Origin of the sequence: Actinomadura sp. NPDC049753, from assembly GCF_040674655.1 — a bacterium.
Lineage (GTDB): Bacteria > Actinomycetota > Actinomycetes > Streptosporangiales > Streptosporangiaceae > Spirillospora > Spirillospora verrucosospora.
Map to the genome: position 1 here is coordinate 1 of NZ_JBFARL010000090.1, position 26,206 is coordinate 26,206.

Here is a 26,206-nt window from a genome sequence, read left to right on the forward strand (position 1 = left end):
GCGACCCGCCGCCGTGGGCGGTTCGCGGGCTGTCAACCCGGATCCCTAAACTATGGCCTTCCTCACTGCAGGTCAGGGCCTGAAAAGTCCAAGTCTCGCGGCGATGGCCGGCGACTGGACGGCGTCGCTGCTCGACCAGGCGGCCGGGCTGTGGCCGGCGTCGCCGCTGGCGGCGCGGGCGGAGACGGTGGTCCTGCGCTGGCTGAAGGAGCTGTTCGGCCTGCCCGCGGGGTTCGGGGGCGTGCTGACGCCGAGCGCCACGCTCGCGCACGTGGCGGGTCTCGCGGCCGCGCGGCAGTGGTGGGCGGACGGGCACGGCGTGGACGTCGCGTCGCGGGGGCTGGCGGGGCTGCCGGAGATGCCGGTGTTCAGCAGCGGGCTCGTGCACGTCAGCACGCGCAAGGCGCTGCAGATCCTCGGGTGCGGCCGCGACACCCTGCGGACGTTCGCCCGCGACGACGCCGGGCGGGTCGACCTGGAGGCGATGGACGCCGCGCTCGCCGGTGCGGGCGGGCCCGCGGTGATCGTGGCGAACCTCGGCGAGGTGGACACGGGCGACAGCGACCCGGTCGCCGAGCTGGCGGACCTCGCGGAGCGGCACGGGGCCTGGCTGCACGTGGACGGCGCGTTCGGGCTGTTCGCGGCCCTCAGCCCGCGGACGGCCCATCTCGCGCGGGGCGTCGAGCGGGCGGACTCGGTGACGGCGGACGGCCACAAGTGGCTGAACGTGCCGTACGAGAGCGGGTTCTCGTTCGTGCGCGATCCGGCGTCGCTGAGCCGGGCGTTCGGGGCGTGGGGCGCGGCGTACCTGCCGGACGCCGACGAGGAGCGGGTCAACTACAACATGCTCGGCCCGGAGTCGTCCCGCCGCGCGCGGGCGCTGCCGATCTGGGCGACGCTGCGGGCGTACGGGCGGGACGGGTACCGGGAGATGGTGGAGCGTCACCTCGACGTGGCCGCCCATCTGGGCGGGCTCGTCGAGGCGGCGCCCGACCTGGAGCTGCTCGCCCCGGTGCGGCTGTGCGTCGTGTGCTTCCGGTACCGCCCGGACGGCGTCCCGGAGGAGGACCTGGACGAGCTGAACGCGCGCCTGGGCGAGGCGCTGCTGGCGGACGGCCGCGTCTACGCGGGCACCAGCACCTACCGGGGCATGACGGTGTTCCGCCCGGCTCCGCTCAACTGGCGGACGACGAAGGCCGACGTGGAGCGGCTGGTGGACGTGCTCCGGGAGCTCGGCGCCCGCATCGCCGGCTGATCCGCTCCCCCGGTCCGCTCAGCCGTTCCAGGGCACGGTCTCGTCGAGCTCGTCGAAGGTCTGGGTGAGGCTGTACCAGCAGCCGGAGTCGTCCCGGAAGATCGCCTCGATGCCGTACGGGCGCTTCTGGGGCGGGTGGACGAACTCGACGCCCCGGGCCGACAGGCGCTCGTACTCGGCCTGGCAGTCGTCGGTGTTGAAGGCGCCGGCGCCGAGGACGCCCTTGGCGATGAGGGCCCTCATCTGCGCGGCGGAGTCGGGGTCCATGGTGGGCGGGCCGGGGATCATGAGGGCGAGGCTCAGTTCGGGCTGGTCCTTGGCGCCGACGGTGACCCACCGCATGCCGCCCTCGCCGAGCGTCATGTCGTCGCGGACCTCCAGGCCGAGCTTGTCGGTGAAGAACTCCTTGGCCGAGTCCTGGTCGAGCACCCAGACGGTGGCCAGCCCGAGGTTGGTGATCATGCCGGTGTCTCCTTCGGTGAACGGGGTCGATGCGTTCACGCTAGGGCGCGGAGAGCGGCCCGGGCTTCTCCGTTATTGCTGCTTGCGGAAGCCGCCCGCCCAGAACATCACGAAGCACCCGGGGATGGCGGAGGTGGCGCCGGCGCGGGCGCGCCTGCGGAACTCGGTGGGCGTCGTCCCGGTCTGCTGCTTGAAACGGGTGCAGAACGTGCCGAGGCTGGTGAAGCCGACCTGCATGCAGATCTCGGTGACGGTCAGGTTGGCGGTGCGGAGCAGGTCCTGCGCGCGTTCGATGCGGCGGCGGGTGAGGTAGGCGCCGGGCGTCTCGCCGTAGACCTCGCGGAACAGCCGGACGAAGTGGTAGCGCGAGTACCCGGCGCGGGCGGCGACGGCGGAGACGTCCAGCGGCTCGGCCCACTCGCGGTCCATGGCGTCGCGGGCGAGCCTCATCCGGCGCAGCACGCCGGTGTCCAGGGTGGGCGGCGTGCCCGTCCGAACGTTTCCCATGGCCCGATGCTGGCACACCGCACCGACAGGGAGACCCGCCGCCGACCGGCGAGGACTCCGCCGCGGCTGGGCGGCGCGGCGGCAGGGCCCTGGAGGAGATCCTCCAGGGCCCTGCTCCGCGCTTGCCGGGTCAGGCGATCGGGCGCGCCGTCGGCGGGATCGGGTACGGCAGGTCCGTCCGGCCCCCGAGGTAGGCGTCGACGCCGTGCGCGGCGGCGCGGCCCTCGGCGATGGCCCAGACGATCAGGGACTGACCGCGGCCCATGTCGCCCGCGGCGAACACGCCGTCCACGGACGTGCGGTAGTCGCGGTCGCGGACCACGTTGCCGCGCTGGTCCAGCTCGACGCCGAGCTGCTCCAGGAGCCCCTCGCGCTGCGGGCCGAGGAAGCCCATGGCCAGCGTGACCAGCTCGGCGGGGATCTCCCGCTCGGTGCCCTCGACGGGCGCGAACCCCGTCTGCGGGCCGCCGACCTCCACCAGCCTCAGCGCGCGGACGTTGCCGTCCGCGTCGCCGAGGAACTCGGTGGTGGACACGGCGTACACGCGGTCGCCGCCCATGTCGGCGAGCTCCTCGTGGGCGCTCTCCACCTTGAACAGCATCGGGTACGTCGGCCACGGCTGCCCCTCGGGGCGCGCCTGCGGCGGCCGCGGCATGATCTCCAGCTGGGTGACCGACGCGGCGCCCTGCCGGATCGCGGTGCCGATGCAGTCGGCGCCGGTGTCGCCGCCGCCGATGACGACGACGTGCTTGCCCTCGGCCGAGATGGGCGACTCGTCGTAGTCGCCCTCCTGCGCCTTGTTCGAGGGCGGCAGGTACTCCATCGCCTGGTAGACGCCCTTGAGCTCCCGCCCCGGGACGGGCAGGTCGCGCCACGCGGTGGCGCCGCCCGCCAGGACCACGGCGTCGTGCGACGCGCGCAGGTCGTCCGCGGTGATGTCGACGCCCACGTTCACCGAGGTCCGGAAGGCGGTGCCCTCGGCGCTCATCTGGGCGAGGCGCCGGTCGAGGTGCCGCTTCTCCATCTTGAACTCGGGGATGCCGTAGCGCAGCAGGCCGCCGATCCGGTCGGCGCGCTCGTACACCGTGACGTCGTGGCCGGCGCGGGTGAGCTGCTGGGCGGCGGCGAGGCCCGCGGGCCCCGAGCCGACCACCGCGACCTTCCGGCCGGTCTGGACGGCCGGCGGCTGCGGGCGCACCCAGCCCTCCGCGAACGCACGGTCGATGATCTCGACCTCGACCCGCTTGATCGTCACCGGGTCCTGGTTGATGCCGAGGACGCAGGCGCTCTCGCACGGGGCCGGGCACAGCCTCCCGGTGAACTCCGGGAAGTTGTTGGTGGCGTGGAGCCGCTCGACGGCCTCCTGCCAGTCCTTGCGGTAGACGAGGTCGTTCCACTCGGGGATGAGGTTGCCGAGCGGGCAGCCCTGGTGGCAGAACGGGATGCCGCAGTCCATGCAGCGGCTCGCCTGCTTCTCCAGCCGGTCCTTGCCGAAGTCCTCGTAGACCTCCGACCAGCTCCTGATCCGCACGTCGACCGGGCGGCGCTTCGGGAGCTCCCGCCGGACGGTGAGGAAACCCTTCGGGTCAGCCATGTTGGAAGTCCCCCTCTCTCAGCTCTGCGCCGCGGCCATGACGGCCTCGTCGACGTCGCGTCCCTCTGCCTCGGCCTGGGCCATCGCGTCCAGGACCCGCCGGTAGTCGCGCGGCATGATCTTGGTGAAGCGGGCCGCGGCGGCGTCCCAGTCCTCCAGCAGCCGCCGCGCCACCGCCGAGCCGGTCTCGGCCAGGTGCCGCTCGGTGAGCGCCCGGACGGACTCGGCGTCCGCGGCGTCCAGCGGCTCCAGGTCGACCATCTCGCCGTTGACCCGCTCGGGCACCAGGTCCAGGACGTAGGCGATGCCGCCGGACATGCCGGCCGCGAGGTTGCGTCCCGTCCGGCCGAGGATCACCGCGCGGCCCCCGGTCATGTACTCGCAGGCGTGGTCGCCGACGCCCTCGACGACGGCGGTGGCGCCGGAGTTGCGGACGCAGAACCGCTCGCCGACGACCCCGCGGGCGAACAGCTCGCCGGACGTGGCCCCGTACAGGATCACGTTGCCGCCGATGATCTGCTCCTCGGCGGCGAACCCCGCGTCCCGCGGAGGCCGCAGCGTCACCCGCCCGCCGGACAGGCCCTTGCCGACGTAGTCGTTGGCGTCGCCGACGAGCCGCAGGGTGACGCCGCGCGGCATGAAGGCGCCGAAGGAGTTGCCCGCCGAACCGGTGAAGGTGACGTCGATGGTGTCGTCGGGCAGCCCGCCGCCGCCCCACTTCTTGGTCACCTCGTGGCCGAGCATGGTCCCGACCGTCCGGTTGACGTTGCGGATCGGCAGTTCCAGCCGCACCGGGTCGCCGAAGGAGATCGCGCCCTCGGCGAGCTGGATCAGCGTGTTGTCCAGGGCCTTCTCCAGCCCGTGGTCCTGCTCGACCACGCGGTGCAGGGCCGCGCCCTCCGCCAGCGCCGGGACGTGCAGGATCGGCGCCAGGTCCAGGCCGGCGGCCTTCCAGTGCTCGACCGCCTCGCGGGTGTCGATCATCTCGACGTGGCCGATCGCCTCGTCCAGCGACCGGAACCCGAGGGCCGCCAGGTACTCGCGGACCTCCTCGGCGACGAACTCGAAGAAGTTCACCACGAACTCGGGCTTGCCGGAGAACCGCTGCCGCAGCACGGGGTTCTGGGTGGCGACGCCGACCGGGCAGGTGTCCAGGTGGCAGACCCGCATCATGATGCAGCCCGACACCACCAGCGGCGCGGTCGCGAAACCGTACTCCTCCGCGCCGAGCAGCGCCGCGACGACGACGTCGCGGCCGGTCTTCATCTGCCCGTCGGTCTGCACGACGATGCGGTCGCGCAGACCGTTCAGCAGCAGCGTCTGCTGGGTCTCGGCGAGGCCGAGCTCCCACGGCGCGCCCGCGTGCTTGAGCGACGTCAGCGGGGACGCGCCCGTGCCGCCGTCGTGCCCCGAGATGAGCACCACGTCGGCGTGGGCCTTGGATACCCCGGCCGCGACCGTGCCGACGCCGACCTCGGAGACGAGCTTGACGTGCACGCGCGCCGCCGGGTTGGCGTTCTTCAGGTCGTGGATGAGCTGCGCCAGGTCCTCGATCGAGTAGATGTCGTGGTGCGGCGGCGGCGAGATGAGGCCGACGCCCGGGGTGGAGTGCCGCGTCTTGGCGATCCACGGGTAGACCTTGTGGCCGGGCAGCTGGCCGCCCTCGCCGGGCTTGGCGCCCTGCGCCATCTTGATCTGGATGTCGTCGGAGTTGGTGAGGTACTCCGAGGTCACGCCGAACCGGCCGGAGGCCACCTGCTTGATCGCGCTGCGCCGCAGGTCGCCGTTCTCGTCCGGGACGAAGCGCGCCGGGTCCTCGCCGCCCTCGCCGGTGTTGGACTTGCCGCCGAGGCGGTTCATCGCGATCGCGAGGGTCTCGTGCGCCTCCGCCGAGATGGAGCCGTAGGACATCGCGCCGGTGGAGAACCGCTTGACGATCTCCGATACCGGCTCGACCTCCTCGATCGGCACCGGCTCGCGCTCGCCCTCGCGGAGCCGGAACAGCCCGCGGAGCGTCATCAGCTTCTCGGCCTGCGAGTCGACCTTGGAGGTGTACTCCTTGAAGATCTCGTAGCGGCGGGTGCGGGTGGCGTGCTGCAGCTTGAACACCGTGTCCGGGTTGAACAGGTGCGGCTCGCCCTCGCGGCGCCACTGGTACTCGCCGCCGACCTCCAGGGTGCGGTGCGCCAGGTCGTTGCCGCGCGGCGGGTACGCGCGCGCGTGCCGCTCGGCGACCTCGCGGGCCAGCACGTCGAAGCCGACGCCGCCGAGCCGCGAGGTGGTGCCGGTGAAGCACCGCGCCACCACGTCCGCGCCGAGCCCGATCGCCTCGAAGATCTGCGCGCCGGTGTAGGAGGCGACCGTGGACACGCCCATCTTCGACATGATCTTCAGGACGCCCTTGCCGTAGGCCTTCACCAGGTTCCGGGCGGCCTTGGCCGGGTCCGTCCCCTCGATCACGCCGCCGCGCACGAGGTCCTCGACGGTCTCGATCGCCAGGTACGGGTTGATCGCGGACGCGCCGTACCCGATGAGCAGCGCCATGTGGTGGCACTCGCGGGCCTCGCCCGTCTCGATCACCAGGCCGACCTGGGTGCGGGTCTTCTCCCGGATCAGGTGGTGGTGCACGGCACCGGTCAGCAGCAGCGACGGGATCGCGGCGCGGGCCGAGTCGGCGCCGCGGTCCGACAGCACGATGATCCGCGCGCCGGCCTCGATGGCCCGGCTGACCTCGGAGTTGATCTCCTCCAGGCGCGCCTGCAGGGCCTCTCCCCCGCCGGCGACGTCGTACAGGCCCTGCACGACGTGCGCGGCCAGGTGCGGCAGCGACCCCTCGTCGTCGATGTGGATGATCTTGGACAGTTCGTCGTTGTCCAGGATCGGGGTGGGCAGCACCAGGCGACGGCACGAGTCCGGGCCGGGCTCCAGCAGGTTGCCCTCCGGGCCGAGCGTGGACTGCAGCGAGGTGACGAGCTCCTCGCGGATCGCGTCCAGCGGCGGGTTCGTGACCTGCGCGAACAGCTGCTTGAAGTAGTCGAACAGCAGCCGCGGGCGCTCGGAGAGCACCGCGATCGGGGTGTCGGTGCCCATCGACCCGATCGGCTCCGCGCCCGTCCGCGCCATCGGCGTCAGGATGATCCGCTGCTCTTCGAGCGTGTAGCCGAACGTCTGCTGCCGCCGGACGAGCGTCTCGTGGGTCGGGATCTCCCGCTCGCGCTGCGGCAGCTCCTCGAACCGGACCAGGCCCTCGTGCAGCCACTCCCCGTACGGGTGCTCGGCGGCCAGCTCGGCCTTGACCTCGTCGTCCTCGACGATCCGCCCGGCGGCGGTGTCGACGAGGAAGATCTTGCCGGGCTGCAGGCGGCCCTTGCGGACGACCTTGGCGGCGGGGATGTCGAGCACGCCGGCCTCGCTGGCCAGCACGACCAGGCCGTCGTCGGTCACCCAGTACCGGCCCGGGCGCAGCCCGTTGCGGTCCAGGACGGCGCCGACGACGGTGCCGTCGGTGAAGCTGACGCTGGCGGGGCCGTCCCACGCCTCCATCAGCGTGGAGTGGAACTCGTAGAACGCCCGGCGCTCGGCGTCCATCTCGGTGTGGTTCTCCCACGCCTCCGGGATCATCATCAGCACCGCGTGCGGCAGCGACCGGCCGCCCAGGTGCAGCAGCTCCAGGCACTCGTCGAACGACGCGGTGTCGGACGCCTCGATGTCGATCACCGGGAAGATCCGGGAGATGTCGCCGGGCAGCAGGTCGGACTTCAGCAGCGCCTCGCGGGCCCGCATCCAGTTCCGGTTGCCCTTCACGGTGTTGATCTCGCCGTTGTGGGCGATGAACCGGTACGGGTGCGCCAGCTCCCAGGCCGGGAACGTGTTCGTCGAGAACCGCGAGTGGACCAGCGCGATCGCGCTGGTGAAGCGGCGGTCCGACAGGTCGGGGAAGAACGGCTCCAGCTGCGGGGTCGTCAGCATCCCCTTGTAGACGATCGTGCGGCTGGACAGGCTCGGGAAGTAGACCCGCACGTCCTGCTCGGCGCGCTCGCGCATGCAGAACACAGCGCGGTCAAGTTCCAGGCCGGTCCGGCCCTCGTGCGGGCCGCCCTCCGCGGGGGCGACGAACAGCTGCGCGAAGTTCGGCATCACCCGGCGGGCGGCCGGGCCGGTGAAGCGCGGGTCGTGCGGGAGCTCGCGCCAGCCGAGGACCGTCAGGCCCTCCTCCACGCACAGCGTCTCGATGTGGGCGACCGCGGCGGCGCGCTCGTCGCCGTCCGCGGGGAGGAACGCGATGCCGGCCGCGTAGGCGCCGGCCGCGGGCAGCGGGAAGTCGCAGACCTCGCGGAAGAACGCGTCAGGGATCTGGACGAGGATGCCGACGCCGTCGCCGTCGTCCGGCTCCGCGCCGACGGCCCCTCGGTGGTCCAGGTTCTTCAGGACGTCCAGGGCGTTCTGGACGATGTCGTGGCTCTTGCGTCCGTGCAGGTCGGCGACCATGCCGACGCCGCAGGCGTCATGCTCGTTGGCCGGGTCGTACAGACCTTGCGGCTGGGGGCGGCCCGGTGCACGGCCATCAGGTGTGAGGGCAGCAGCAGCCATCAACCCTCCCGTCGTCGTGTCACTGCTTCGATGTCAGTGCGGCACGGGACGACGTTGGCCCTGCTGCGGTGAGATGACATTACATCACTGCCGGGATCATGCCCGACTGCACCAGATCGCGAAACTTCTTCGTGGCGATCGGGCGTGCGTCATCTCGGATTGGTTTAGACCAGGCTACCGGCTGGGCCCGGAAGCCGAACGCCGTGACCTCGGTGAGGCTCATCACCGGTACGCGATGTTTACGGCGCTCCGTCAAAGACCTACCGAAAAGCGCCCTCCCGCAAACCCGGGGCTCCCCCAAACCCGGGGCCGGGCTCGGGCCGCCGGACGGGGCTCAGCCGGTCCCGCGGGCCGCGCGGACCAGCACCGCCGGGGCCTTGCCGCCCTCGATCAGCAGCGACAGCAGGGTCTCGTCCTTCTCGTCGCCCTTGCCGTCCAGGCGCTGCGCCCACGACACCACCGCGAAGTGCCCCATCGCGAGGCCCCGCGCCATCCCGAAGCCCCGCCCGAACCGGTCCAGCGGGGCGGGCGCCTCCAGCGGCCGGACGAAACCCGCGCCGATCGTGGTCTCCAGCCGGGCGACGAACCGGTCGGCGTCCGCCGACCCGGCGAGGTTGAACACGGCGACGGCCAGCGCGTAGCCGTGCTCGGTGTCGGAGTAGATCCCGCGCGCCGCCTGCGTGCAGCCGCCCTTGGCGAGCTCCTCGCCGACGGACCCGCCCCACACGGCGGCGGCGCAGTCGCCGTCGAGCCGCTTGGCGCGCAGCTTCACCGAGACCTTCCCGTCCGGAAGGGGCAGCTTCGCCGCCGATGACGGGAACGCCTCGCCCTCCGTGAGGGGCTGGGGATCGGCACTGCGGTTCGCGATCCCGGCGTAGGCGGCGCTGGACGGCGAGTTGGAGTAGGAGGATGGCGACGGGCCCGTCCCGACGGGCCGGCCGATCGGCGCGCCGGCCGCGTCCCTGGCCTTGGGGCCGGAGTCGCCACCGCCCAGGACGACCGCGCCGACGCCGAGCAGCACCAGCACGCCCAGGACGGCCGCCGCGCCGAAGTACAGCTTCGGGTTCGGCCCGCCCGCGCCCCGTGCCCCGCCCTGCCGGCGCTCCGGCGCGGCGGGACGTCCCGATGCCCTGCCCGCCTTCTTCGCCTGCCCGCGCTTGGCCTTGCCACCGGCCTTGCCGCGTTTCTCCGGACGCCTGGAACGGGCCTGGCCGCCGGCGCGGCCCTCCGGCGGGCGGGTGGTGCGAGCGTCCTCCGACGCGACCGCGTCGTCCTGGACGGCGTCCCCGTACGGGGCCTCCTCGTACGGGGCGTCCCCGTATTGGGCGTCCCCGTACTGGGCGTCGCCGTACTGGGCGTCCCCGTACTGGGGGTCCCCGTACTGGGCGTCCTCGTACGGGGCGTCGTCGTACGGCGCCCGCGGCGGCGGCGGGGCGGGGCGTTCCCGGCGCGCCGCGGGGCGGCGGGCCGGCGGGGTGCGGCGCGAGCCGCCCGACCGGGACTGCGCGGTCCGGCGCGCGGGGGGCTGCCGGCGGCCCGGGCGGCTCACCGGAGGCCGCCCCGAGCCGCCGCGGCGGTGCTCATCGGGATCCACGACCGCGCAGACTACTCGCCGCCGGCGGGCGGCGCGCCCGCACCCGGCCGGCTCACTGCCCGGTCTTCCCGCCGGAGACCAGGTCGAGGCGCCCGTACAGGAAGTCGGCGGCGTTCTCGATGGCCAGGCTCACATCGATCATCTCGTTCAGCGAGGCGGGCTGCGCGCCGCCGGCCCGCTCCACCCAGGTGACCACGGCGTAGTGGCCGTAGGTCTTGGTGTAGGCGGCGGTGAAGCCGGGCCCGAACGCGGGGACGCCCTTCGGCTGCAGCGGGGACACCCAGCCGGCCGCGGTCGCCGGCTCCAGGTCGCGGAGGATCTGCTTGACGCCCTCCTCGCTCACGAGGTTGATCACGGCGAACTGGCCGACGTGCTTCTTGTCGGCGCTGACGTAGGCCGCGCGGGCGACCTGGGTGCACTGGAACTTGGCGAGGTCGCCCTGCAGCCGGTCGCCCCAGGTGGCGGCCTTGCAGTCGGAGCTCAGCTGGGACTCGGCCAGCGTGAAGGTGTACTTGCCCGACTTGAGCGTCTTGGTGGAGAACGCCTCGCCCTCGGTGATCGGACGGGGGTCGTTCGAGCGGGAGGCGAGCTTGGCGAAGCCCTCGCCGAGGTAGTCCGGCGCGTAGGCGGTCGGCACCGCGCGCTGCTGCGGCTTCGCCTCGTCACCGCCGCCGGTCAGCAGGACCACCGCCACCACAGCGACGATCACCGCGACCAGCGCGGCGGCCGCGCCCAGCAGCAGCTTCGGACTGGGGAGCTTGCGGCCGGACTTGTCCTCCGGCCAGAAGTCCCGCCGGCGGCCCTCGGCGGCCTCGGCGGAACCGGTGTCAGAAGCCTCGATCACAGCCCCGGAGCTTAGCGGTCCGGATCCCCCTCGCGCGGCCAAAAGGGTGTTTCGCCCAGATTCCTTGGGGCTACAGCCCGTTACTGCCGATCAGTGCGCCGAACCCGTAGGTGATCAACGCCGCGGCGGCGCCGAACAGCAGCTGCCGCGACCCGCCGAACCACCACGGCCGGGCCGTGATCCGCGACACCAGCGCCCCGGCGCAGAAGAGCCCGAGCGCCGCGATGCCCGCCGCGGGCCACAGGCTGGTCGCGCCCAGCAGGTACGGCAGCACCGGGAGCAGCGCGCCGACCGCGAACGACAGGAACGACGAGCCCGCCGCCAGGACCGGCGAGGGCAGGTCGCCGGGCGTCACCCCGAGCTCCTCCCGGGTGTGCACCTCCAGGGCCTCCTCGGGGTCGCGGGACAGCTGCCGCGCGACCTCGGCGGCCGTCTCGGGGTCGACGCCGCGCGCCTCGAAGACCTCGGCCAGCTCCCGCTGCTCGGCCACCGGGTGGCGGGCCAGCTCCAGCCGCTCCACCTCGATCTCCGCCTGCGCCAGCTCCGACTGGGAGGCGACCGAGATGTACTCCCCCGCCGCCATCGAGAACGCGCCCGCGGCCAGGCCCGCCAGGCCCGCCAGCAGCACGACCTTCTGGGTCGCCTGGCCGCCCGCGACCCCCGCGATCAGAGCGAAGTTGGAGACCAGCCCGTCCATCGCGCCGAACACCGCGGGCCGCAACCAGCCGCCGGTGACGTCCCGGTGCTGATGGTGCTGCTCCGGCCGTACGCCCTGCTTCTCTCCTGTGTCGGACACCGTCGCCGTTTCCTACTTCCCGTCCTTGACGGGCTCCCCCTTCTCCACCCGGTCGTGGGCGGTGGCACCGTCGGCCTCATTCTTCCCGGCTTCGTCCTCCGTCTCAGCGGCGGGGGTCTCGGTGCGGGCCTCGGGCTCCGGCTCGGTCGCGGTCTCGCCCTCGGGCTCGGCCGGCTCGTCGGCCTTCGCCTCCGGCGCGGGATCCTCCTCGGCGGCCTCGGGGGCGGGCTCGGGCTCCTCGGGGGACGTCGCCTCCGGCTCCCCGCTGGCCGCCTCGGGCGCCGCCTCCGGCTCCCCGGCCTCCGCGGCGGGCTCCTCGGTCTCCGGGGCCGCGGCCTCGGTCACCTCGTCCTGCGGCGTCTCGCCCTGCGCCGCCGGCTCCTCGGCCAGTTCCTCGGCCAGTTCCTCGGCCGGCTTCTCGGCCGGTTCCCCGCCCGCATGGCCCGCGGCGGCCACGGCGGTGGTGTCGTCCGGCTCCTCGGTCGTCGCCTCGGGTTCCGCCGCGGCGGGGACGGCGGCCGACGGCGCGGCCGCGGCCGCCGGGGCGCCGACGTTCTCCGGGCCGGTGCGCCCGCGGGCCAGGTACAGGTAGGCGACCGCGCCGGCGAAGACGACGATGGACGTCCAGTCGTTGAGCCTCAGCCCGAGGACGTGGTGGGCGTCGTCGATGCGCAGCGCCTCGATCCAGCCGCGCCCGACGGTGTAGGCGGCGACGTAGAGGGCGAAGGCGCGTCCGTGCGTGAGCTTGTAGCGGCGGTCGGCCCAGATCACCAGGACCGCGACGCCGAGGCACCACAGCGACTCGTACAGGAACGTCGGATGGTAGGTGGCGACGTCGGCGTACTTGGGGTCGAGGCCGGGCCCGCCGTCCAGCATCGGCCGGTGGTTCTCGTCGATCTTCAGTGCCCAGAAGGTGTCCAGCGGGCGGCCGTACAGCTCCTGGTTCCAGTAGTTGCCCCAGCGGCCGATCGCCTGCGCGAGCGCGATGCCCGGGGCCACCGCGTCGCCGAGCGCCAGCACCGAGATCCCCCGCCGCCGGCAGCCGATGATCGCCCCGACCGCGCCGAGCGCGACGGCGCCCCAGATGCCGAGGCCGCCCTTCCAGATCTCCAGCGCCCGGACCGGGTCGCCGTCCTCCCCGAAGTAGCGCTGGTAGTCGGTGACCACGTGGTAGAGCCGCCCGCCGACCAGGCCGAACGGCACCGCCCACACGGCCACGTCGATGATCACGCCGGGGGTGCCGCCCTTGGCGGCCCAGCGGCGCTCGCCCAGCCAGACCGCGGCGACGATGCCAAGGATGATCATGATGGCGTAGGCGCGCAGCGGCACGGGGCCGAGGTGCCAGACGCCCTGCGAGGGACTCGGTATGTAGGCGACCGGGTGCATGACCGTTGACGTTACCGCCTCCGGGGCACAGCGCGCGCCTCCTCTAGGACCGCGACGAGATCGTCATCATCGCGGCCCCCTCGCCGGAGCCGCCCGCCGTGCCGCCGGACTGCGTGCTCCCCGGCACGGGCGTGCCGCCGCCGGCCTCCGCGACGGCCTTCCTGAGGTCGTTCGGCGAGGCCAGGGCGTCGTTGCCGACCTTCTTGCCGTTCAGCGCCAGGTACGGGGTCGCGTCGACGCCCGCCCGGCCGGCCTGGGCGCTCGCCTGGTTCACCGTTTTGATCTTCTGGTCGCCGCGGACGCAGGCGGCGAAGGAGGGGTCGGCGACCCCCAGCCGCTCGCCCCACCTGACGAGGTCGCCGGTGGAGAAGCCCGTGTCGCCCTCGGGCGGCTGCTCGGCGTAGAGCTTGTCGTGGTAGGCGACCCAGTGGTCGGCGGGCATGCAGGCGGCGGCGTTCGCGGCGCGCCGCGAGTTGGACATCAGCGGGTCCTGCTGGAAGAGCTGGAACGGCCGGTAGACGACCTTGACCTTGCCCTGCGCGGCGAGCTCCTTCATCGTCGCGCCGACCCGCTCCTCCATGGCCTTGCACGCGGGGCACTGGAAGTCCTCCCACACATCCAGGACCGGTGAGGAGACCCCCGGCTGCGCCATGGCGACCGACCCGTCCTGCTGGCGGGCGGCGGGCGCCAGCGCGCCCTTGTAGGAGTTCCGGAGGGGCTTCTCGCCGGTCCCGGACAGCGCGACGACGACCACCACGACCGCGACCGCCGCCACGCTCACGGCGCCGAGGATCACGAGCAGCGCCCGCCGGCGCCGGCGCCGGACCGCGGCCCGCGTTCGTTCGTCCGCGAGCCGCTTGCGCGCGGACGGTTCCCTGCCGTGCTCGCTCATCGATCCCCCGATCGTCACTCTGCGTGCTGGTGAGCGTCTACGAGCGTAGCGGGCACGGACCCGCCGGACGGCGGAAAGCGCCACGCCGCGCCGTCCCGGGAGGGGCGGCGCGGCGTGGCGCTTCGGTGTTCAGGCGTCCTGGACGCGGCCGGTCACTTGCTGGCGGCGGCCGCGGCGTCGATGGCCGCCCGCAGGCCGGCGGGGTTCATGAACTGCGTCTGGTCGAGCTGCTTGCCGTTCAGGAAGACGCTCGGGGTGCCCTGGACACCGCGGTCCTGCAGGGCGTACTTGGTCATCGCGTCGACCGTCGACTTCTTCTGCTCGTCCCGCACGCACTTCTCGAAGTTCGGGTCGGTGACGCCGACGTCCTTGCCCCACTTGACGAGGTCGTCGGGCGAGAAGCCCTTCTCGCCCTCGGGCGGCTGGAACTTGAAGAGCGCGTCGTGGTAGGAGACCCACTGGCCGGCGGGCACGCACAGCGCCGCCTCGGCCGAGCGCAGCGAGTTGATCCGGACGGGGTCCTTCTGCTGCCCGAACAGGTGGAACGGCCGGTAGACGACCTTGACCTTGCCCTGCTGGGCGAGCTGCTGGACGGTCTTGCCGGTGGCGGCCTCGAACTGCTTGCAGATCGGGCACTGGAAGTCCTCGAAGATCTCCAGCTCCGGCTTGCTCACCCCGGACTGCGCCATGAGGATGGAGCCGTCGGCCTGGCGGCTCACGGGGGCGAGCGCGCCCTGGTGCACCTCGGCCCGGCCGTTCTTGTTCTTCTGGTCGATGATGAGGACGGTCGCGACCACGATCACCGCCACGACCACCACCGACCCGAGGACGATGGCGAGCAGCCGCCGCTGCTTCTCCCGCGCCGCCTGCCGCTTGCGCTCGGCGGCCAGGCGTTCCCTCGCGGACCGCTCTCGTGCGGCCTTGCTCATTGGTTCTCCTATAGCGTGCGGACCCGCGCCGGCACAGTGCGGCGCGCTACGACGGCGAGACTAGTCGACCTGGCCGACCCGCCGGAATTCGTCGGCCAGGACGAGGAGGAACAGCAGGACGGTGATGACGTGGACGCCGGTGCACCACAGGCAGATCTTGTGCAGGAGCGCCAGCTCCACGGTCACCAGGTAGACCACGAACAGCACGCCCACCGCGACGGACGCGATCCGTCCCCAGCGCAGCGGAGGCCAGGTCGACCGCAGCGCCCACGGCGTCATCAGCGCGCCGAACGCCAGGAAGAACGCGAGGCCGTACAGCGGCATCGGGAGGCCGGCCAGGGTGGAGTACTCGCTGGTGGTGACGGCGTGGCAGTCCACGGTCCTGGACGCCGAGCACACCAGGGCGCCCTCGTCGTAGTGCGAGATCGTGAGGTACACGGAGATGCCGAATCCGGCGAGGGTCAGCACCCACGCCGTGATCTGGAGCCACGCGGGGGGCAGCGGCTGCCCCGCGGCCCCGGCCCGGCTCTTCACCGTCATCTCTTGCGTCATCGTGTTCCTCCCGGGACCGCCTGTGCCGGCGACCACACCCTATTGGCTGCCGGCGGTCCCACAAGCCTTCAACTCGGGCGAGGGCGCGGCTAGTTCCCGCGACCTGGCGGGACGTCCGCGCGGAGCCGGGTTTCGCCGGTCCCGCGCGGACGCCCCGGGCTGTCCGGAATGATCAGCGGACGTGCCGCACGCCCGCGGCGAGCTCCTCGGTGAGCGCCCGGACCCCGGCGAGGCCGGAGGCGAGGTCGGGGGCGTCCAGCAGGCGGCGGATGAACGCCGATCCGACGATCACGCCGTCGGCGAACCCGGCGACCTCGGCGGCCTGGGCGCCGGTGCCGACGCCGAGGCCGAGGCCGACCGGCAGGCCCGTGCCGGCCTTGTCCAGGACGGCGCGGGTCCGCTCGACCAGGCGCGTGGCGCCGGTGTCGAGGGCGGAGCGGGCGCCGGTGACGCCCATCAGCGAGGCCGCGTAGACGAAGCCGCGGCACGCCCGGGTGATCGTCTCGATGCGCTCGTCGGTGGAGCTGAGCGCGACGAGGAACACGCGGTCGAGGCCGTGGGCGTCGGACGCCTCCAGCCACGGCCCGGCCTCCTCGGGAGAGAGGTCGGGCGTGATCAGGCCGGATCCGCCGGCGGAGGCGAGGTCGCGGGCGAACCGGTCGACGCCGTAGTGGTCGACCGGGTTCCAGTACGTCATGACGAGGACCGGGACGCCGGTGGCCGCGACGGCCTCGACGGTGCGGAACACGTCGGCGACGCGGACGCCGCCGACGAGCGCCCGGTGGACGGCGTCCTGGATGGTGGGTCCGTCCATCATCGGGTCGGTGTAGGGCAGGCCGATCTCGATGACGTCGCAGCCCGCGTCCACCATCGTCCTGGCCGCCTGCACGGCGCCCTCGTAGCTGGGGAATCCGGCGGGCAGGTACCCGACGAGGGCGGCGCGCCCGTCGGCCCTGGCCTTGTCGTAGGCGATCCGGGCGCTCACGCGTTCTCTCCCTCGGGCATCAGGCCGAAGAAGGCGGCGGCCGTGTGCATGTCCTTGTCGCCCCGTCCGGACAGGCAGACGACGATCGTGGCGTCCGGGCCGAGCTCCTTGCCGACCTTGAGCGCGCCGGCGAGCGCGTGCGCGGACTCGATCGCCGGGATGATGCCCTCGGTGCGGCACAGCAGCGCGAACGCCTCCATCGCCTCGGCGTCGGTGATCTCGTGGTACTCGGCGCGGCCGGTCTCGTGCAGCCACGAGTGCTCGGGACCGACGCCGGGGTAGTCGAGCCCGGCCGAGATCGAGTGGGTCTCCAGGGTCTGGCCGTCCTCGTCCTGCAGCAGGTAGGTCCGCATGCCGTGGATGACGCCGAGGGAGCCGCCGACGAGGGTCGCGGCGTGCTTGCCGGTGGCGACGCCCTCCCCGCCCGCCTCGAACCCGATCAGCCGGACGGACTCGTCGCCGACGAACGCGTGGAAGGTGCCGATCGCGTTGGAGCCGCCGCCCACGCAGGCGACGACGGCGTCCGGGAGGGCGCCGGTCATCTCCACGCACTGCCGCCTGGCCTCGACGCCGATGACGCGCTGGAAGTCGCGGACCATCACCGGGAACGGGTGCGGGCCCATCACCGAGCCGATGCAGTAGTGGGTGTCCTCGACGCTGGCGACCCAGTCGCGGAACGCCTCGTTGCAGGCGTCCTTGAGGGTGCGGCTGCCGGTCCGGACGGGGACCACCTCGGCGCCGAGCATCCGCATGCGGGCGACGTTGAGGGCCTGCCGCTCGGTGTCGACCTCGCCCATGTAGACGGTGCAGCTCAGGCCGAGCAGGGCCGCGGCGGTGGCGGTGGCGACACCGTGCTGGCCGGCGCCGGTCTCGGCGATCACGCGGGACTTGCCCATCCGCCGGGTGAGCAGCGCCTGGCCGAGCACGTTGTTGATCTTGTGGGAGCCGGTGTGGTTGAGGTCCTCGCGCTTGAGCAGCACCCGGGCCCCCGCGTGCTCGGAGAAGCGCCTGGCCTCCGTCAGCAGGCTGGGACGGCCCGCGTAGCCGGCGAGCAGGTCCTCCAGCTCGGCGACGAAGGCGGGGTCGTTCTTGGCGGTCTCGAACTCGTGGGCGAGCTCGTCCAGGGCCGCCATGAGGGCCTCGGGGGCGAAGCGCCCGCCGAAGGGCCCGAAGTGGCCCGTGGCGTCGGGCAGGGCTTCAGCACCGCGCGCGGCGGTGTCCATGGTCATGAGAAAACGCGTCCTGTCGTGGGAGAAGCGGCTGATCCGGTCACTGGGGTCCTGGACTAGCCCCGCCATCGCTCCCGGAGCGGTTCGACCTGCATGCCCGTAACCCTATCCACTCGTCGCGGGGGTGTCTCAGCCGCTCTGCCGCAGCGCCGGGTGGGCGCCGGCGGCGACGAGGTCGGCGACCGCGGCGCGCGGGTCCTTGCCGATCACGAGGCTCTCCCCGACCAGCACCGCGTCGGCGCCGCTGGAGGCGTAGGCGAGCAGGTCGTGCGGGCCCCGCACCCCGGACTCGGCGACCTTCACGACGTCCTTGGGGATGAGGGGCGCGACCCGGGCGAACACGCCGCGGTCGACCTGCAGCGTGCGCAGGTCGCGGGCGTTCACGCCGATGACCTTGGCGCCGGCGTCGACGGCGCGGGCCGCCTCCTCCTCGGTGTGCACCTCGACGAGCGGGACGAGCCCGATCGACTCGGCGCGCTCGACCAGCGAGACCAGCGCGTCCTGCTCCAGCGCGGCGACGATCAGCAGCGCCATGTCGGCGCCCGCGGCCCGCGCCTCCCACAGCTGGTAGGAGGTGACGATGAAGTCCTTGCGCAGGAGGGCGACGTCGACGTTGGCGCGGACCTCGGCGAGGTCGGCCAGGCTGCCGCCGAACCGGCGCCGCTCGGTCAGCACGCTGATCACCTTGGCGCCGCCGGCCTCGTAGTCGCGGGCGAGCGCGGCGGGGTCGGCGATCGCGGCGAGCGCGCCCTTGGACGGGCTGCTGCGCTTGACCTCGGCGATGACCGAGACGCCCTGCCCTCGCAGCGCGCCGAGCGCGTCTCTGGGGGCCGGGGCCTTCGCCGCCCGCTCCTTGAGGGCGTCGAGCGGGACCTCGCGCTGCCTGTCGGCGAGATCGGCCCGGACGCCTTCGATGATCTCGTCCAAAACGCTCAAGGTCGCAGGCCCCCTATTTCAGGTCGTTCCGTGCACCGATCGTAGCCGCCCCCTCCGACGCGTCCCGCACCCGGGAGGGCCGTGCGGTGTTCCCGCCGGCCGGGCCGCGCGCGTCAGGGCGCGAGCACGTGCGCGAACGGCAGGTTGCGCACGATCCAGTAGACGATGAGAAGGCCGACGAACGAATACGCGACGGCCGGCTTGAACAGTGCCGACCGCATGGGCAGCCCCTGCGCGGTCCTGAACGTCCACCGCGCGTACAGGTACCCGAAGACCGGCAGCAGGACGAAGAGCAGCGGGTTGAGGCCGAACGCGGTGCCCACGTGGCCGTGCGCCAGCGCGTAGACGAGCCGCGTCATCCCGCACCCGGGGCAGTAGTAGCCGGTCAGCGTCAGGAAGGGGCAGCCCGGGTAGTGGCCCGGCTCGTTGGGATCCCCCCGCAGCGCGATCACCAGGACCCCGCCGGCGACCCCGGCCAGCACGGCCGCGTGCGGCAGGAACGCCTGTGAGCGCGCGCGAGTCACGCCGTCCACCCTAGGCGTCCAGGACGTAGCCGACGCCGCGCACCGTCCTGATGGGGCTGCCTTCGCCGAGCTTGGCCCGCAGCTGGGCGACGTGGACGTCGACGGTGCGGCTTCCGGCGCCGGCGCCCGGCCCCCATGCGGCGTCGAGCAGCTGCTCGCGGGTGAAGACGCGACCGGGGTTGGCCATCAGGAATTCGAGGAGGTCGAACTCGGTGACCGTGAGGGCGACGCGGCGGTCGCCGACGAGGGCCGCCCGGTCGCGGGGTTCGAGGGCGACGCGGCCGGCGCGCAGGGGGCCGGGCGCCTCGGCGGGTGCGCCGGCGCGCAGGGCCTCGGCAACGGCGGCGACGAGGACGCGGGGCCCGAAGGGCCGCTCGACGCGGTGGTCGCCGAGGGCGCGCCCGATCATGGGATCGAGGGGCCCGGTGACGGCGACGACGGGCGCGGGCCGGACGACGTCGGCGACGCGGCGGTACAGGTCGACGGGCAGCGCGGTGGTGGACAGGTCCAGGACGACGGCGTCGGGGCGCCGGCGCCGGGCGGCGGCGGGCGCCCGCGCGGGGTCGGCCTCGATCTCGACGTCGAAGCCCTCCCTGGCGAGGTAGCGGCGTTCCAGCTCGGCGACGGCGGGGTCGTGCTCGATCACGAGCACGACCCCGACACCGTCGCCGCTCACGACCGCTCGTGCGCGGTCGGGTCCTCGCCGCGGTCGAGTGACTTCCACAGGGCGGACGGATCGTCCTCCGCCGCCTTGCGCGGCGCGCTGCGCTCGTAGCGGGCCGACATGCCGGGCCACCGCGCCCCCCGCACGGCGGTGAGGATCCCGCCCACGGCAAGGACGACCCCACCGGTGACCGAAACCAGCCACCAGAGATTGACGTCCAGCACGGGATGCGCCCCGAGCCTCAGCAAAGCGCTCTTGTCCCCGGCGGCAGCCAGCACACTGGACCGCTGCACACTCACGGTGGACGCGTAGGCGATCCCCACACCGAACAAGGCGATGAGGACCCCGACACCCGCGCGAACCCGCCCCCGGGTCGCCAGAAGCGCAGCGAGCCCGGCCAGCCCGGCCCACCCGAGCGCCCCGGCCGCACCCCCAAGGTCGCCGCCGGTCAGCTGCTGGGTGAACGGTGTGATGGCGTCCTGCGCCCGAACGGTGGCCCAGGTGCGCCCGGCCGCGAGCAGCGCGAGCCCGGCCCCCGCAGCGCACACCACCGCCGTCAACCCACGTTCACGCCCAGGCGTCATGAGCCGCGCCGCTCGACGACCACCGCAGTGATCAATGCGACCAAACCAGACGTTCCCACGGACATACCCCCGAGTTTATGGCAGCCCCCCGAACCCCCGCCCCCACCCCACCCACCGACCCCCACCACAAAAAACCAACGACCGCCAAGGCAACCACGCAACAAGCCAAGGGGTGGCAGTAGGCATCCAGGCGGGTTCGAGCGTGCGAGAACCGTCCGCGAAGCGAGCCGCAAGGCGAGCCGAGCAAGAGAGCACCACTCACCGGACGTGAGCCCCAGGGCCGTCAGGCCCGAAGGGCGGACCTGGCACGGCAAGCGCGCAGCCACCACCTAGCAAGCCGAGGGGTGGCAGTAGGCATCCGCAGGCGGGTTCGAGCGTGCGAGAACCGTTCGCAAAGGGAGCCGCCAGGCGAGCCGAGCGAGACAGCACCACTCATCGGACGTGAGCCCCAGGGCCGCTAGGCCCGAAGGGCGACCCGGAGCACAACGGGCGCGCCGGCCTCAGTCGGCGGAGCAACCACCCGACGACCTGAGGAGTGGCGATCGCGTCCAAAGGCAGGTTCGAGCGAAGCGAGAACCTGATCGCGCAGCGAGCCGCAAGGCGAGTCGAAGCGATGCCAGCGATCGCCGCGGTGCTCGACGATGGAGGGCCGCCCAGGCCCGAAGGAGGAGAGCACTGCCATAGGTACAGCGATCGCGTCCGAAGGCAGGTTCGAGCGAAGCGAGAACCTGATCGCGCAGCGAGCCGCAAGGCGAGCCGGAGCGATGCCAGCGATCGCCCGCGTTTATCGACGATGGAGGGCCGCCAGGCCCGAAGGAGGAGAAAAACGCAATAAACAGAGCCCGCCTCCCCCTGGCGGTGGGGGGCGGGCTCTGCCACGTACGGCTGGCGGGCGTTACAGGGGGACGACCTGGTCGGCCTGCGGGCCCCGGTTGCCCTGCGTCACCTCGAACTGAACACGCTGGTTCTCGTCCAGGCTGCGGTAGCCGGAACTCTGGATGGCCGAGTAGTGCACGAAGACGTCCGGCCCGCCGCCGTCCACGGCGATGAAGCCGAAGCCCTTCTCGGCGTTGAACCACTTCACGGTGCCCTGCTGGGGCATGTCTTTCTCCTTGCGGCAAAACCTGGGCCCACACCTCGCGGGCCCCTGCGGTCGCTGCGGAACGCCCTCGCCTCCCGGTACGGTCCCGGAAAAGCCAAAACGCCCGCTGCCATCAGTTCGCGGGCGCCTGAACGATCGAGAACCACGACTGCAACCGACCGTCCCACCGTATCACCGGTTCCGCGTAAAGCGGAGGAGCCGCAAGACTTGCGTTTCTCCTCTCGGCGAACCGTGCCGTTACCTGCCCGTTAAAGACTCCAACCGGTCTCCGTCAGGGTCTTGACAGCGTCCGTGGCGCCGGTCGGGCGCACCTTCGCGACGTCCCTGCGGCCCAGTGCCCACAGGAGGAGTTCGCCTACGGGGCCGTGCACGCGCACTGCTCCGCGACCGCCGCCGGACACGCGCGCGGCACGGCCGTCGGGGCGGACGAGGGTTACCTCGACCTGAACTTTCCTTAGGACAAAGCGGGCAATTTTTATCCTTCGCCAGAGTAGTTCCTCTAGTTCCGGCGAGAGGTCGCGGGGCTCCCAGTCGGGACGCGCACGCCGGATGTCCTCATGGTGAACAAAGAACTCGACGGCGTTCGCGTTTTTGTCGACTCCCGGAAGGGCGTATGGGGAGAACTTCGGCGGACCCTGCGCGAACCGTTCCACCAGCCGTTCGAACGGAACGGCGCGTGCCGTCCGCCGCCGTACCCGCTCGGTGTAGAAGGCCAGCGGGGGCAGCACGATCCCGGGGGCCGCGTCGGGGCGCCCCTCCCGGACGACCAGATGGGCGGCCAGGTCGCGGGCGTCCCAGCCCGCGCACCTGGTGGTCGCCTCCGGTCCCGCCTCCTCCAATGCCGCGGCCAGCAGCAGCCGTTCGCGGCGGACCGGACCGGGGTCCGCCGGGCCGGAACCGTCCTGCTTCGGGGCGGACGGCTCGGGGCCGTCGTCGGGCGTGCTCATCGGCCGATGGTAGGCCGCGGCGGGGCGGCCGGGAATAAGCGCCCCGGCCGGATGGTAGGGAATATCCAGCCCCACAAACCCCCCGCCGCAGTCGCAACGGGTCATTTCCTGGGGTCCGCCGTGATCGAGGAGTCGCCGTGCCACCTGCGTCCAGACGCGTCAGCCCGCCTGTCCTGAGAGAGGGCATGGGCGTCCTGTGGGTGGCGGTGAAGGCGGAGCCGCGGGTGTTCGCCCTCTCGGTGCTGGCGAGCGCCCTGTACGCGGCGATGACCGTGGGGACCGCGCAGGTGCTGGGCTGGGCGACCGGCCACGTCGTGCTGCCGGCGTTCGAGGCCGGGCACACGACCGCGGGGGCGCTGGCGGGGGCCGCCGCCCTGATCCTGGCGGTGGCGCTGCTGAAGGCGCTCGGCGTCGCGGGGCGCCGGTTCTACGCGGGCCTCATGCAGTACCGGCTCCAGGCGTCCTACCGCCGGGCGGTGACCCGGCAGTACCTGCGGCTCCCGCTGGCGTGGCACCACCGGCACCCGACCGGGCAGCTGCTGTCGAACGCCAACGCCGACGTCGAGGCGGTGTGGGCGCCGATCGCGCCGCTGCCGATGGCGGTCGGCGTCGTGTTCATGCTGCTGATCGCCGCGGTGTCGATCCTGGTCACCGACGTGGTCGTGGCCGGGGTCGGATTCCTGGTGTTCCCCGCCGTGGCCCTCATCAACGTGGTGTACCAGCGGCGGCTGTCCCCGGTGGCGACCCGCGCGCAGCAGCTGCGCGCGGAGGTCAGCGAGGTCGCGCACGAGAGCTTCGAGGGCGGCCTGGTGGTCAAGACCCTCGGCCGGGAGGCGGCGGAGACCGAGCGGTTCGCCGAGCGGGCGCGGGAGCTGCGGGACGCCAACATCGCCGTCGGCCGCATCCGCGGGCTGTTCGACCCGGTGCTGGAGGCGCTGCCGAACCTCGGGGTGCTGGCCGTCCTGCTGATCGGGTCGGTGCGGCTGGACTCGGGCGCGATGTCGCCGGGCGACCTGGTGAACGTGGCCTACCTGTTCACGCTGCTGTCGTGGCCGATCCGGGCGCTGGGCTGGGTGCTGGGCGAGGTGCCGCGCAGCGTCGTCGGGTGGAAGCGGGTCCGCGGCGTCCTGGACGCGACGGGTTCGCTGCCGTTCGGGGACGGCTCGCTGGCCGGTTCGGGCGCGGCGACCGAGCTCCAGGTCCGGGAGGTCAGGTTCGCCTACGAGGCGGCCGGTGAGGGCGCTCGGCGCCGCGTCCTGCACGACGTGTCGTTCGCGGCGGCGCCGGGCAGGACGATCGCGGTCGTCGGGCCGACGGGATCGGGCAAGTCCACGCTCACCTCGCTGCTCGTCCGGCTGGTCGACCCGGCGGACGGGTCGGTCCTGCTGGACGGCGTCGACCTGCGCGACGTGGAGCGCGGCGGGGTCGCGGCGACGGCGGCCCTGGTCCCGCAGCAGACGTTCCTGTTCGACGACACCGTCCGCGGCAACGTGACGCTCGGCCTGGACGTCCCGGACGAGCGGGTCTGGGAGGCGCTGCGGCTCGCCCAGGCCGAGGGGTTCGTCGCGGCGCTCGCCGACGGGCTCGACACGAGGGTGGGCGAGCGCGGGGCGACGCTGTCGGGCGGCCAGCGCCAGCGGCTCGCGCTCGCGCGGGCGCTGGTGCGCCGGCCCCGGCTGCTGGTCCTCGACGACGCGACGTCCAGCGTGGACCCGCAGGTCGAGGCGCGCATCCTGCAGAGCCTGCGGGAGTCGCAGGCGGAGGAGTCCGGCGGCGCGACCGTCGTGGTCGTCGCCTACCGCAAGGCCACGATCGCGCTCGCGGACGAGGTCGTCTACATGGAGCACGGCCGCGTCATCGCGCGCGGCACCCACGCCGAGCTGCTGGACGGCTCGGAGGGCTACCGCAACCTCGTCAACGCCTACGAGCGGGCCGAGGCGGAGCAGGAAGCGGTCGAGGGCGGCGAGGAGGCCATGGCATGACGACGGTGACCGACACGGCGGCCTCGAAGCCGAGGAGCGCGGCGGGACTGAGCGACACCGCCGCGGAGGGCGCGATCAGCACGCTGCGGCGCGGGCTGCGGCTGAGCCCGGAGTTCCGGGCCGGGCTGGCCGGGACGCTGGCGCTCGCGCTGGTGTCGACGGCCGGGCGGGTGGTGGTGCCCGTCGCCGTCCAGCAGACGATCGACAAGGGGCTCGGCCGCCCGGACGGCCCCGACCTGGCCTTCATCCGGACGGCGGTGCTGCTGTGCGCGGCGGCCGTCCTGGTGACGGCCGTGTGCGCGTACCTGATGAACGTGCGGCTGTACAGGACGTCCGAGGGCGGCCTGGCGACGCTGCGGGTGCGGGCGTTCCGGCACGTCCACGACCTGTCGATGCTCACCCAGAGCGGCGAGCGGCGGGGCGCGCTGGTGTCGCGGGTGACGGGCGACGTCGACCAGATCAGCCAGTTCATGCAGTCGGGCGGGCTGATGTTCATCGTCTCGATCGGGCAGCTGGTCGTGGCGAGCGTGCTGATGGTCGTCTACTCGTGGCCGCTGGCGCTGCTGGTGTGGGCGGCGTTCGTGCCGCTGGCGTTCGCGCTGCGCCGCTTCCAGCGGATCCTGTCGAGGGCGTACATGCGCGTCCGGGAGCGGATGGGCGACCTGCTGGCGGCGGTCAGCGAGTCGGTGGTGGGCGCCCCGGTGATCCGCGCCTACGCCTCGGAGGAGCGGACCGGGCGGCGGGTGGACGAGACCGTGGAGTCCTACCGTTCGGCGCAGACGCGGGCGCAGGCGATGGTCGCGCTGACGTTCCCGGTCAGCGAGCTGGTGGCGGCGCTCGCCACCGCCGCCGTCGTCATCGCCGGGACGCTGCTCGGCGTCGCCGGGGAGCTGTCGGCCGGGCGGCTCGTGGCGTTCCTGTTCCTGGTGACGCTGTTCGTCAGCCCGATGCAGACGGCCACCGAGGTCCTGAACGAGGCGCAGAACGCGATCGCGGGCTGGCGGCGGGTGCTCGGCGTGCTGGACACCGTCCCGGACGTCGCCGACCCGGGCGAGGCCGGCGAGACGCTGCCGCGCGGTCCCATCGAGGTGCGGTTCGAGTCGGTGGGGTTCGCCTATCCGGGCGGCCCGCCCGTCCTGCACGAGGTGAGCGCCGCCATCAGGCCGCGCAGCCGCGTCGCGATCGTCGGGCAGACCGGATCGGGCAAGACGACGTTCGCCAAGCTCCTCACCCGGCTCATGGACCCGGTGTCGGGCCGCGTCCTCGTGGACGGCGTGCCGCTGGACCGCGTCCGGTTCTCGTCACTGCGCGAGCGGATCGTCATGGTGCCGCAGGACGGGTTCCTGTTCGACGCGACGCTCGCCGACAACATCCGGTACGGGCGTCCGGACGCCTCCGACGAGGACCTCGTCCTCGCGCTGACCGAGCTGGGCCTCGCCGACTGGCTGGACGGCCTCCCCGAGGGCCTCGCCACGCCCGTGGGGCAGCGGGGGGAGTCGCTGTCGGCGGGCGAGCGCCAGCTCGTCGCGCTGGCCCGCGCCTACATCGCCGACCCGGACCTGCTCGTCCTGGACGAGGCGACCTCGGCCGTGGACCCGGCCACGGAGGTGCGGATCCAGCGGGCGCTGGACGGCGTGACGCGGGGCCGCACGGCGATCGCGATCGCGCACCGGCTCTCCACGGCCGAGGCGGCGGACGAGGTGATCGTCTTCGAGGCGGGGCGGATCGTGCAGCGCGGCCCGCACGCCGAGCTCGTCGCCGAGCCGGGCGTGTACGCCGATCTGCACGCCTCCTGGGTCGCCCAGCGGAGCCTGTGACGGGTTCCACCTGGCCGCTCCCTGGGTAAACGCAC

Annotated in this window: 23 protein-coding genes; 3 read left to right on the forward strand and 20 right to left on the reverse strand. The window is 73.0% G+C overall.

Annotated elements, in window-relative coordinates; all coding sequences use genetic code 11:
• The first annotated feature begins 103 nt into the window (after positions 1 to 103).
• Positions 104 to 1,255 carry a pyridoxal-dependent decarboxylase gene (locus AB0K37_RS22840; protein WP_363984221.1) on the forward strand — a complete coding sequence of 384 codons (1,152 nt, stop codon included), beginning with the start codon at positions 104 to 106 and terminating at the stop codon, positions 1,253 to 1,255.
• 18 nt (positions 1,256 to 1,273) lie between these two features.
• Here AB0K37_RS22840 and AB0K37_RS22845 read toward each other — a convergent pair whose 3' ends face one another.
• The 20 genes from AB0K37_RS22845 to AB0K37_RS22940 form a co-directional block, all read right to left on the reverse strand.
• Positions 1,274 to 1,717, reverse strand: a complete 444-nt coding sequence (locus tag AB0K37_RS22845) for a VOC family protein (RefSeq protein WP_363984223.1) — start codon at positions 1,715 to 1,717, stop codon at positions 1,274 to 1,276.
• 72 nt (positions 1,718 to 1,789) lie between these two features.
• Positions 1,790 to 2,224 carry a helix-turn-helix transcriptional regulator gene (locus AB0K37_RS22850; RefSeq protein WP_363984225.1) on the reverse strand — a complete coding sequence of 145 codons (435 nt, stop codon included), beginning with the start codon at positions 2,222 to 2,224 and terminating at the stop codon, positions 1,790 to 1,792.
• Positions 2,225 to 2,354: 130 nt separating this feature from the next.
• Positions 2,355 to 3,818, reverse strand: coding sequence for a glutamate synthase subunit beta (locus tag AB0K37_RS22855; protein ID WP_363984227.1), 1,464 nt, complete (start codon positions 3,816 to 3,818; stop codon positions 2,355 to 2,357).
• An 18-nt stretch (positions 3,819 to 3,836) separates the two neighbouring features.
• Complete coding sequence (gltB, locus tag AB0K37_RS22860; RefSeq protein WP_363984229.1) at positions 3,837 to 8,408, reverse strand: glutamate synthase large subunit; 4,572 nt, start codon at positions 8,406 to 8,408, stop codon at positions 3,837 to 3,839.
• 79 nt (positions 8,409 to 8,487) lie between these two features.
• Positions 8,488 to 8,631 carry a hypothetical protein gene (locus tag AB0K37_RS22865; protein WP_345175395.1) on the reverse strand — a complete coding sequence of 48 codons (144 nt, stop codon included), beginning with the start codon at positions 8,629 to 8,631 and terminating at the stop codon, positions 8,488 to 8,490.
• A 111-nt stretch (positions 8,632 to 8,742) separates the two neighbouring features.
• Positions 8,743 to 10,002, reverse strand: a complete 1,260-nt coding sequence (locus AB0K37_RS22870; protein WP_363984231.1) for a hypothetical protein — start codon at positions 10,000 to 10,002, stop codon at positions 8,743 to 8,745.
• A gap of 52 nt (positions 10,003 to 10,054) precedes the next feature.
• Positions 10,055 to 10,846 carry a hypothetical protein gene (locus AB0K37_RS22875; RefSeq protein ID WP_363984233.1) on the reverse strand — a complete coding sequence of 264 codons (792 nt, stop codon included), beginning with the start codon at positions 10,844 to 10,846 and terminating at the stop codon, positions 10,055 to 10,057.
• A gap of 70 nt (positions 10,847 to 10,916) precedes the next feature.
• Positions 10,917 to 11,642: a VIT1/CCC1 transporter family protein gene (locus AB0K37_RS22880; protein WP_363984235.1), complete on the reverse strand. Its 726-nt coding sequence runs from the start codon at positions 11,640 to 11,642 to the stop codon at positions 10,917 to 10,919.
• A gap of 12 nt (positions 11,643 to 11,654) precedes the next feature.
• On the reverse strand, positions 11,655 to 13,028 hold the full coding sequence (gene lgt, locus AB0K37_RS22885) for a prolipoprotein diacylglyceryl transferase (protein WP_363984237.1): 1,374 nt from the start codon (positions 13,026 to 13,028) through the stop codon (positions 11,655 to 11,657).
• Between the two features lie 43 nt (positions 13,029 to 13,071).
• Positions 13,072 to 13,920: a thioredoxin domain-containing protein gene (locus AB0K37_RS22890; RefSeq protein WP_363984239.1), complete on the reverse strand. Its 849-nt coding sequence runs from the start codon at positions 13,918 to 13,920 to the stop codon at positions 13,072 to 13,074.
• Positions 13,921 to 14,072: 152 nt separating this feature from the next.
• Complete coding sequence (locus AB0K37_RS22895; RefSeq protein WP_363984241.1) at positions 14,073 to 14,849, reverse strand: thioredoxin domain-containing protein; 777 nt, start codon at positions 14,847 to 14,849, stop codon at positions 14,073 to 14,075.
• 60 nt (positions 14,850 to 14,909) lie between these two features.
• Complete coding sequence (locus tag AB0K37_RS22900; protein ID WP_363984243.1) at positions 14,910 to 15,401, reverse strand: vitamin K epoxide reductase family protein; 492 nt, start codon at positions 15,399 to 15,401, stop codon at positions 14,910 to 14,912.
• A 172-nt stretch (positions 15,402 to 15,573) separates the two neighbouring features.
• Complete coding sequence (trpA, locus tag AB0K37_RS22905; protein WP_363984245.1) at positions 15,574 to 16,386, reverse strand: tryptophan synthase subunit alpha; 813 nt, start codon at positions 16,384 to 16,386, stop codon at positions 15,574 to 15,576.
• Positions 16,383 to 17,615, reverse strand: coding sequence for a tryptophan synthase subunit beta (gene trpB / locus AB0K37_RS22910; RefSeq protein WP_363984247.1), 1,233 nt, complete (start codon positions 17,613 to 17,615; stop codon positions 16,383 to 16,385). Before trpB ends, trpA begins: the two co-directional genes overlap by 4 nt.
• Positions 17,616 to 17,744: 129 nt before the next feature.
• On the reverse strand, positions 17,745 to 18,551 hold the full coding sequence (gene trpC, locus AB0K37_RS22915; RefSeq protein WP_345175413.1) for an indole-3-glycerol phosphate synthase TrpC: 807 nt from the start codon (positions 18,549 to 18,551) through the stop codon (positions 17,745 to 17,747).
• 113 nt (positions 18,552 to 18,664) lie between these two features.
• Positions 18,665 to 19,075, reverse strand: coding sequence for a DUF2752 domain-containing protein (locus AB0K37_RS22920; RefSeq protein WP_363984250.1), 411 nt, complete (start codon positions 19,073 to 19,075; stop codon positions 18,665 to 18,667).
• Between the two features lie 10 nt (positions 19,076 to 19,085).
• Positions 19,086 to 19,751 (reverse strand): response regulator transcription factor, encoded by a 666-nt coding sequence (locus AB0K37_RS22925; protein WP_363984252.1) that lies wholly within the window; start codon positions 19,749 to 19,751, stop codon positions 19,086 to 19,088.
• A complete protein-coding gene (locus tag AB0K37_RS22930; RefSeq protein ID WP_363984274.1) occupies positions 19,748 to 20,290 on the reverse strand; it encodes a Trp biosynthesis-associated membrane protein in 543 nt (180 codons plus the stop codon). Before AB0K37_RS22930 ends, AB0K37_RS22925 begins: the two co-directional genes overlap by 4 nt.
• Positions 20,291 to 21,218: 928 nt before the next feature.
• Positions 21,219 to 21,425, reverse strand: a complete 207-nt coding sequence (locus AB0K37_RS22935) for a cold-shock protein (protein WP_030144886.1) — start codon at positions 21,423 to 21,425, stop codon at positions 21,219 to 21,221.
• 248 nt (positions 21,426 to 21,673) lie between these two features.
• Complete coding sequence (locus tag AB0K37_RS22940) at positions 21,674 to 22,372, reverse strand: TIGR03085 family metal-binding protein (RefSeq protein WP_363984254.1); 699 nt, start codon at positions 22,370 to 22,372, stop codon at positions 21,674 to 21,676.
• A 185-nt stretch (positions 22,373 to 22,557) separates the two neighbouring features.
• On the opposite strand from AB0K37_RS22940, the gene AB0K37_RS22945 reads away from it, so the two are divergent.
• Together AB0K37_RS22945 and AB0K37_RS22950 are read left to right on the forward strand one after the other, a co-directional pair.
• Entirely contained in the window at positions 22,558 to 24,354 is a 1,797-nt protein-coding gene (locus AB0K37_RS22945) for an ABC transporter ATP-binding protein (protein ID WP_363984256.1), read from the forward strand.
• Positions 24,351 to 26,171, forward strand: coding sequence for an ABC transporter ATP-binding protein (locus AB0K37_RS22950; protein WP_363984258.1), 1,821 nt, complete (start codon positions 24,351 to 24,353; stop codon positions 26,169 to 26,171). Before AB0K37_RS22945 ends, AB0K37_RS22950 begins: the two co-directional genes overlap by 4 nt.
• Positions 26,172 to 26,206: the final 35 nt, after the last annotated feature.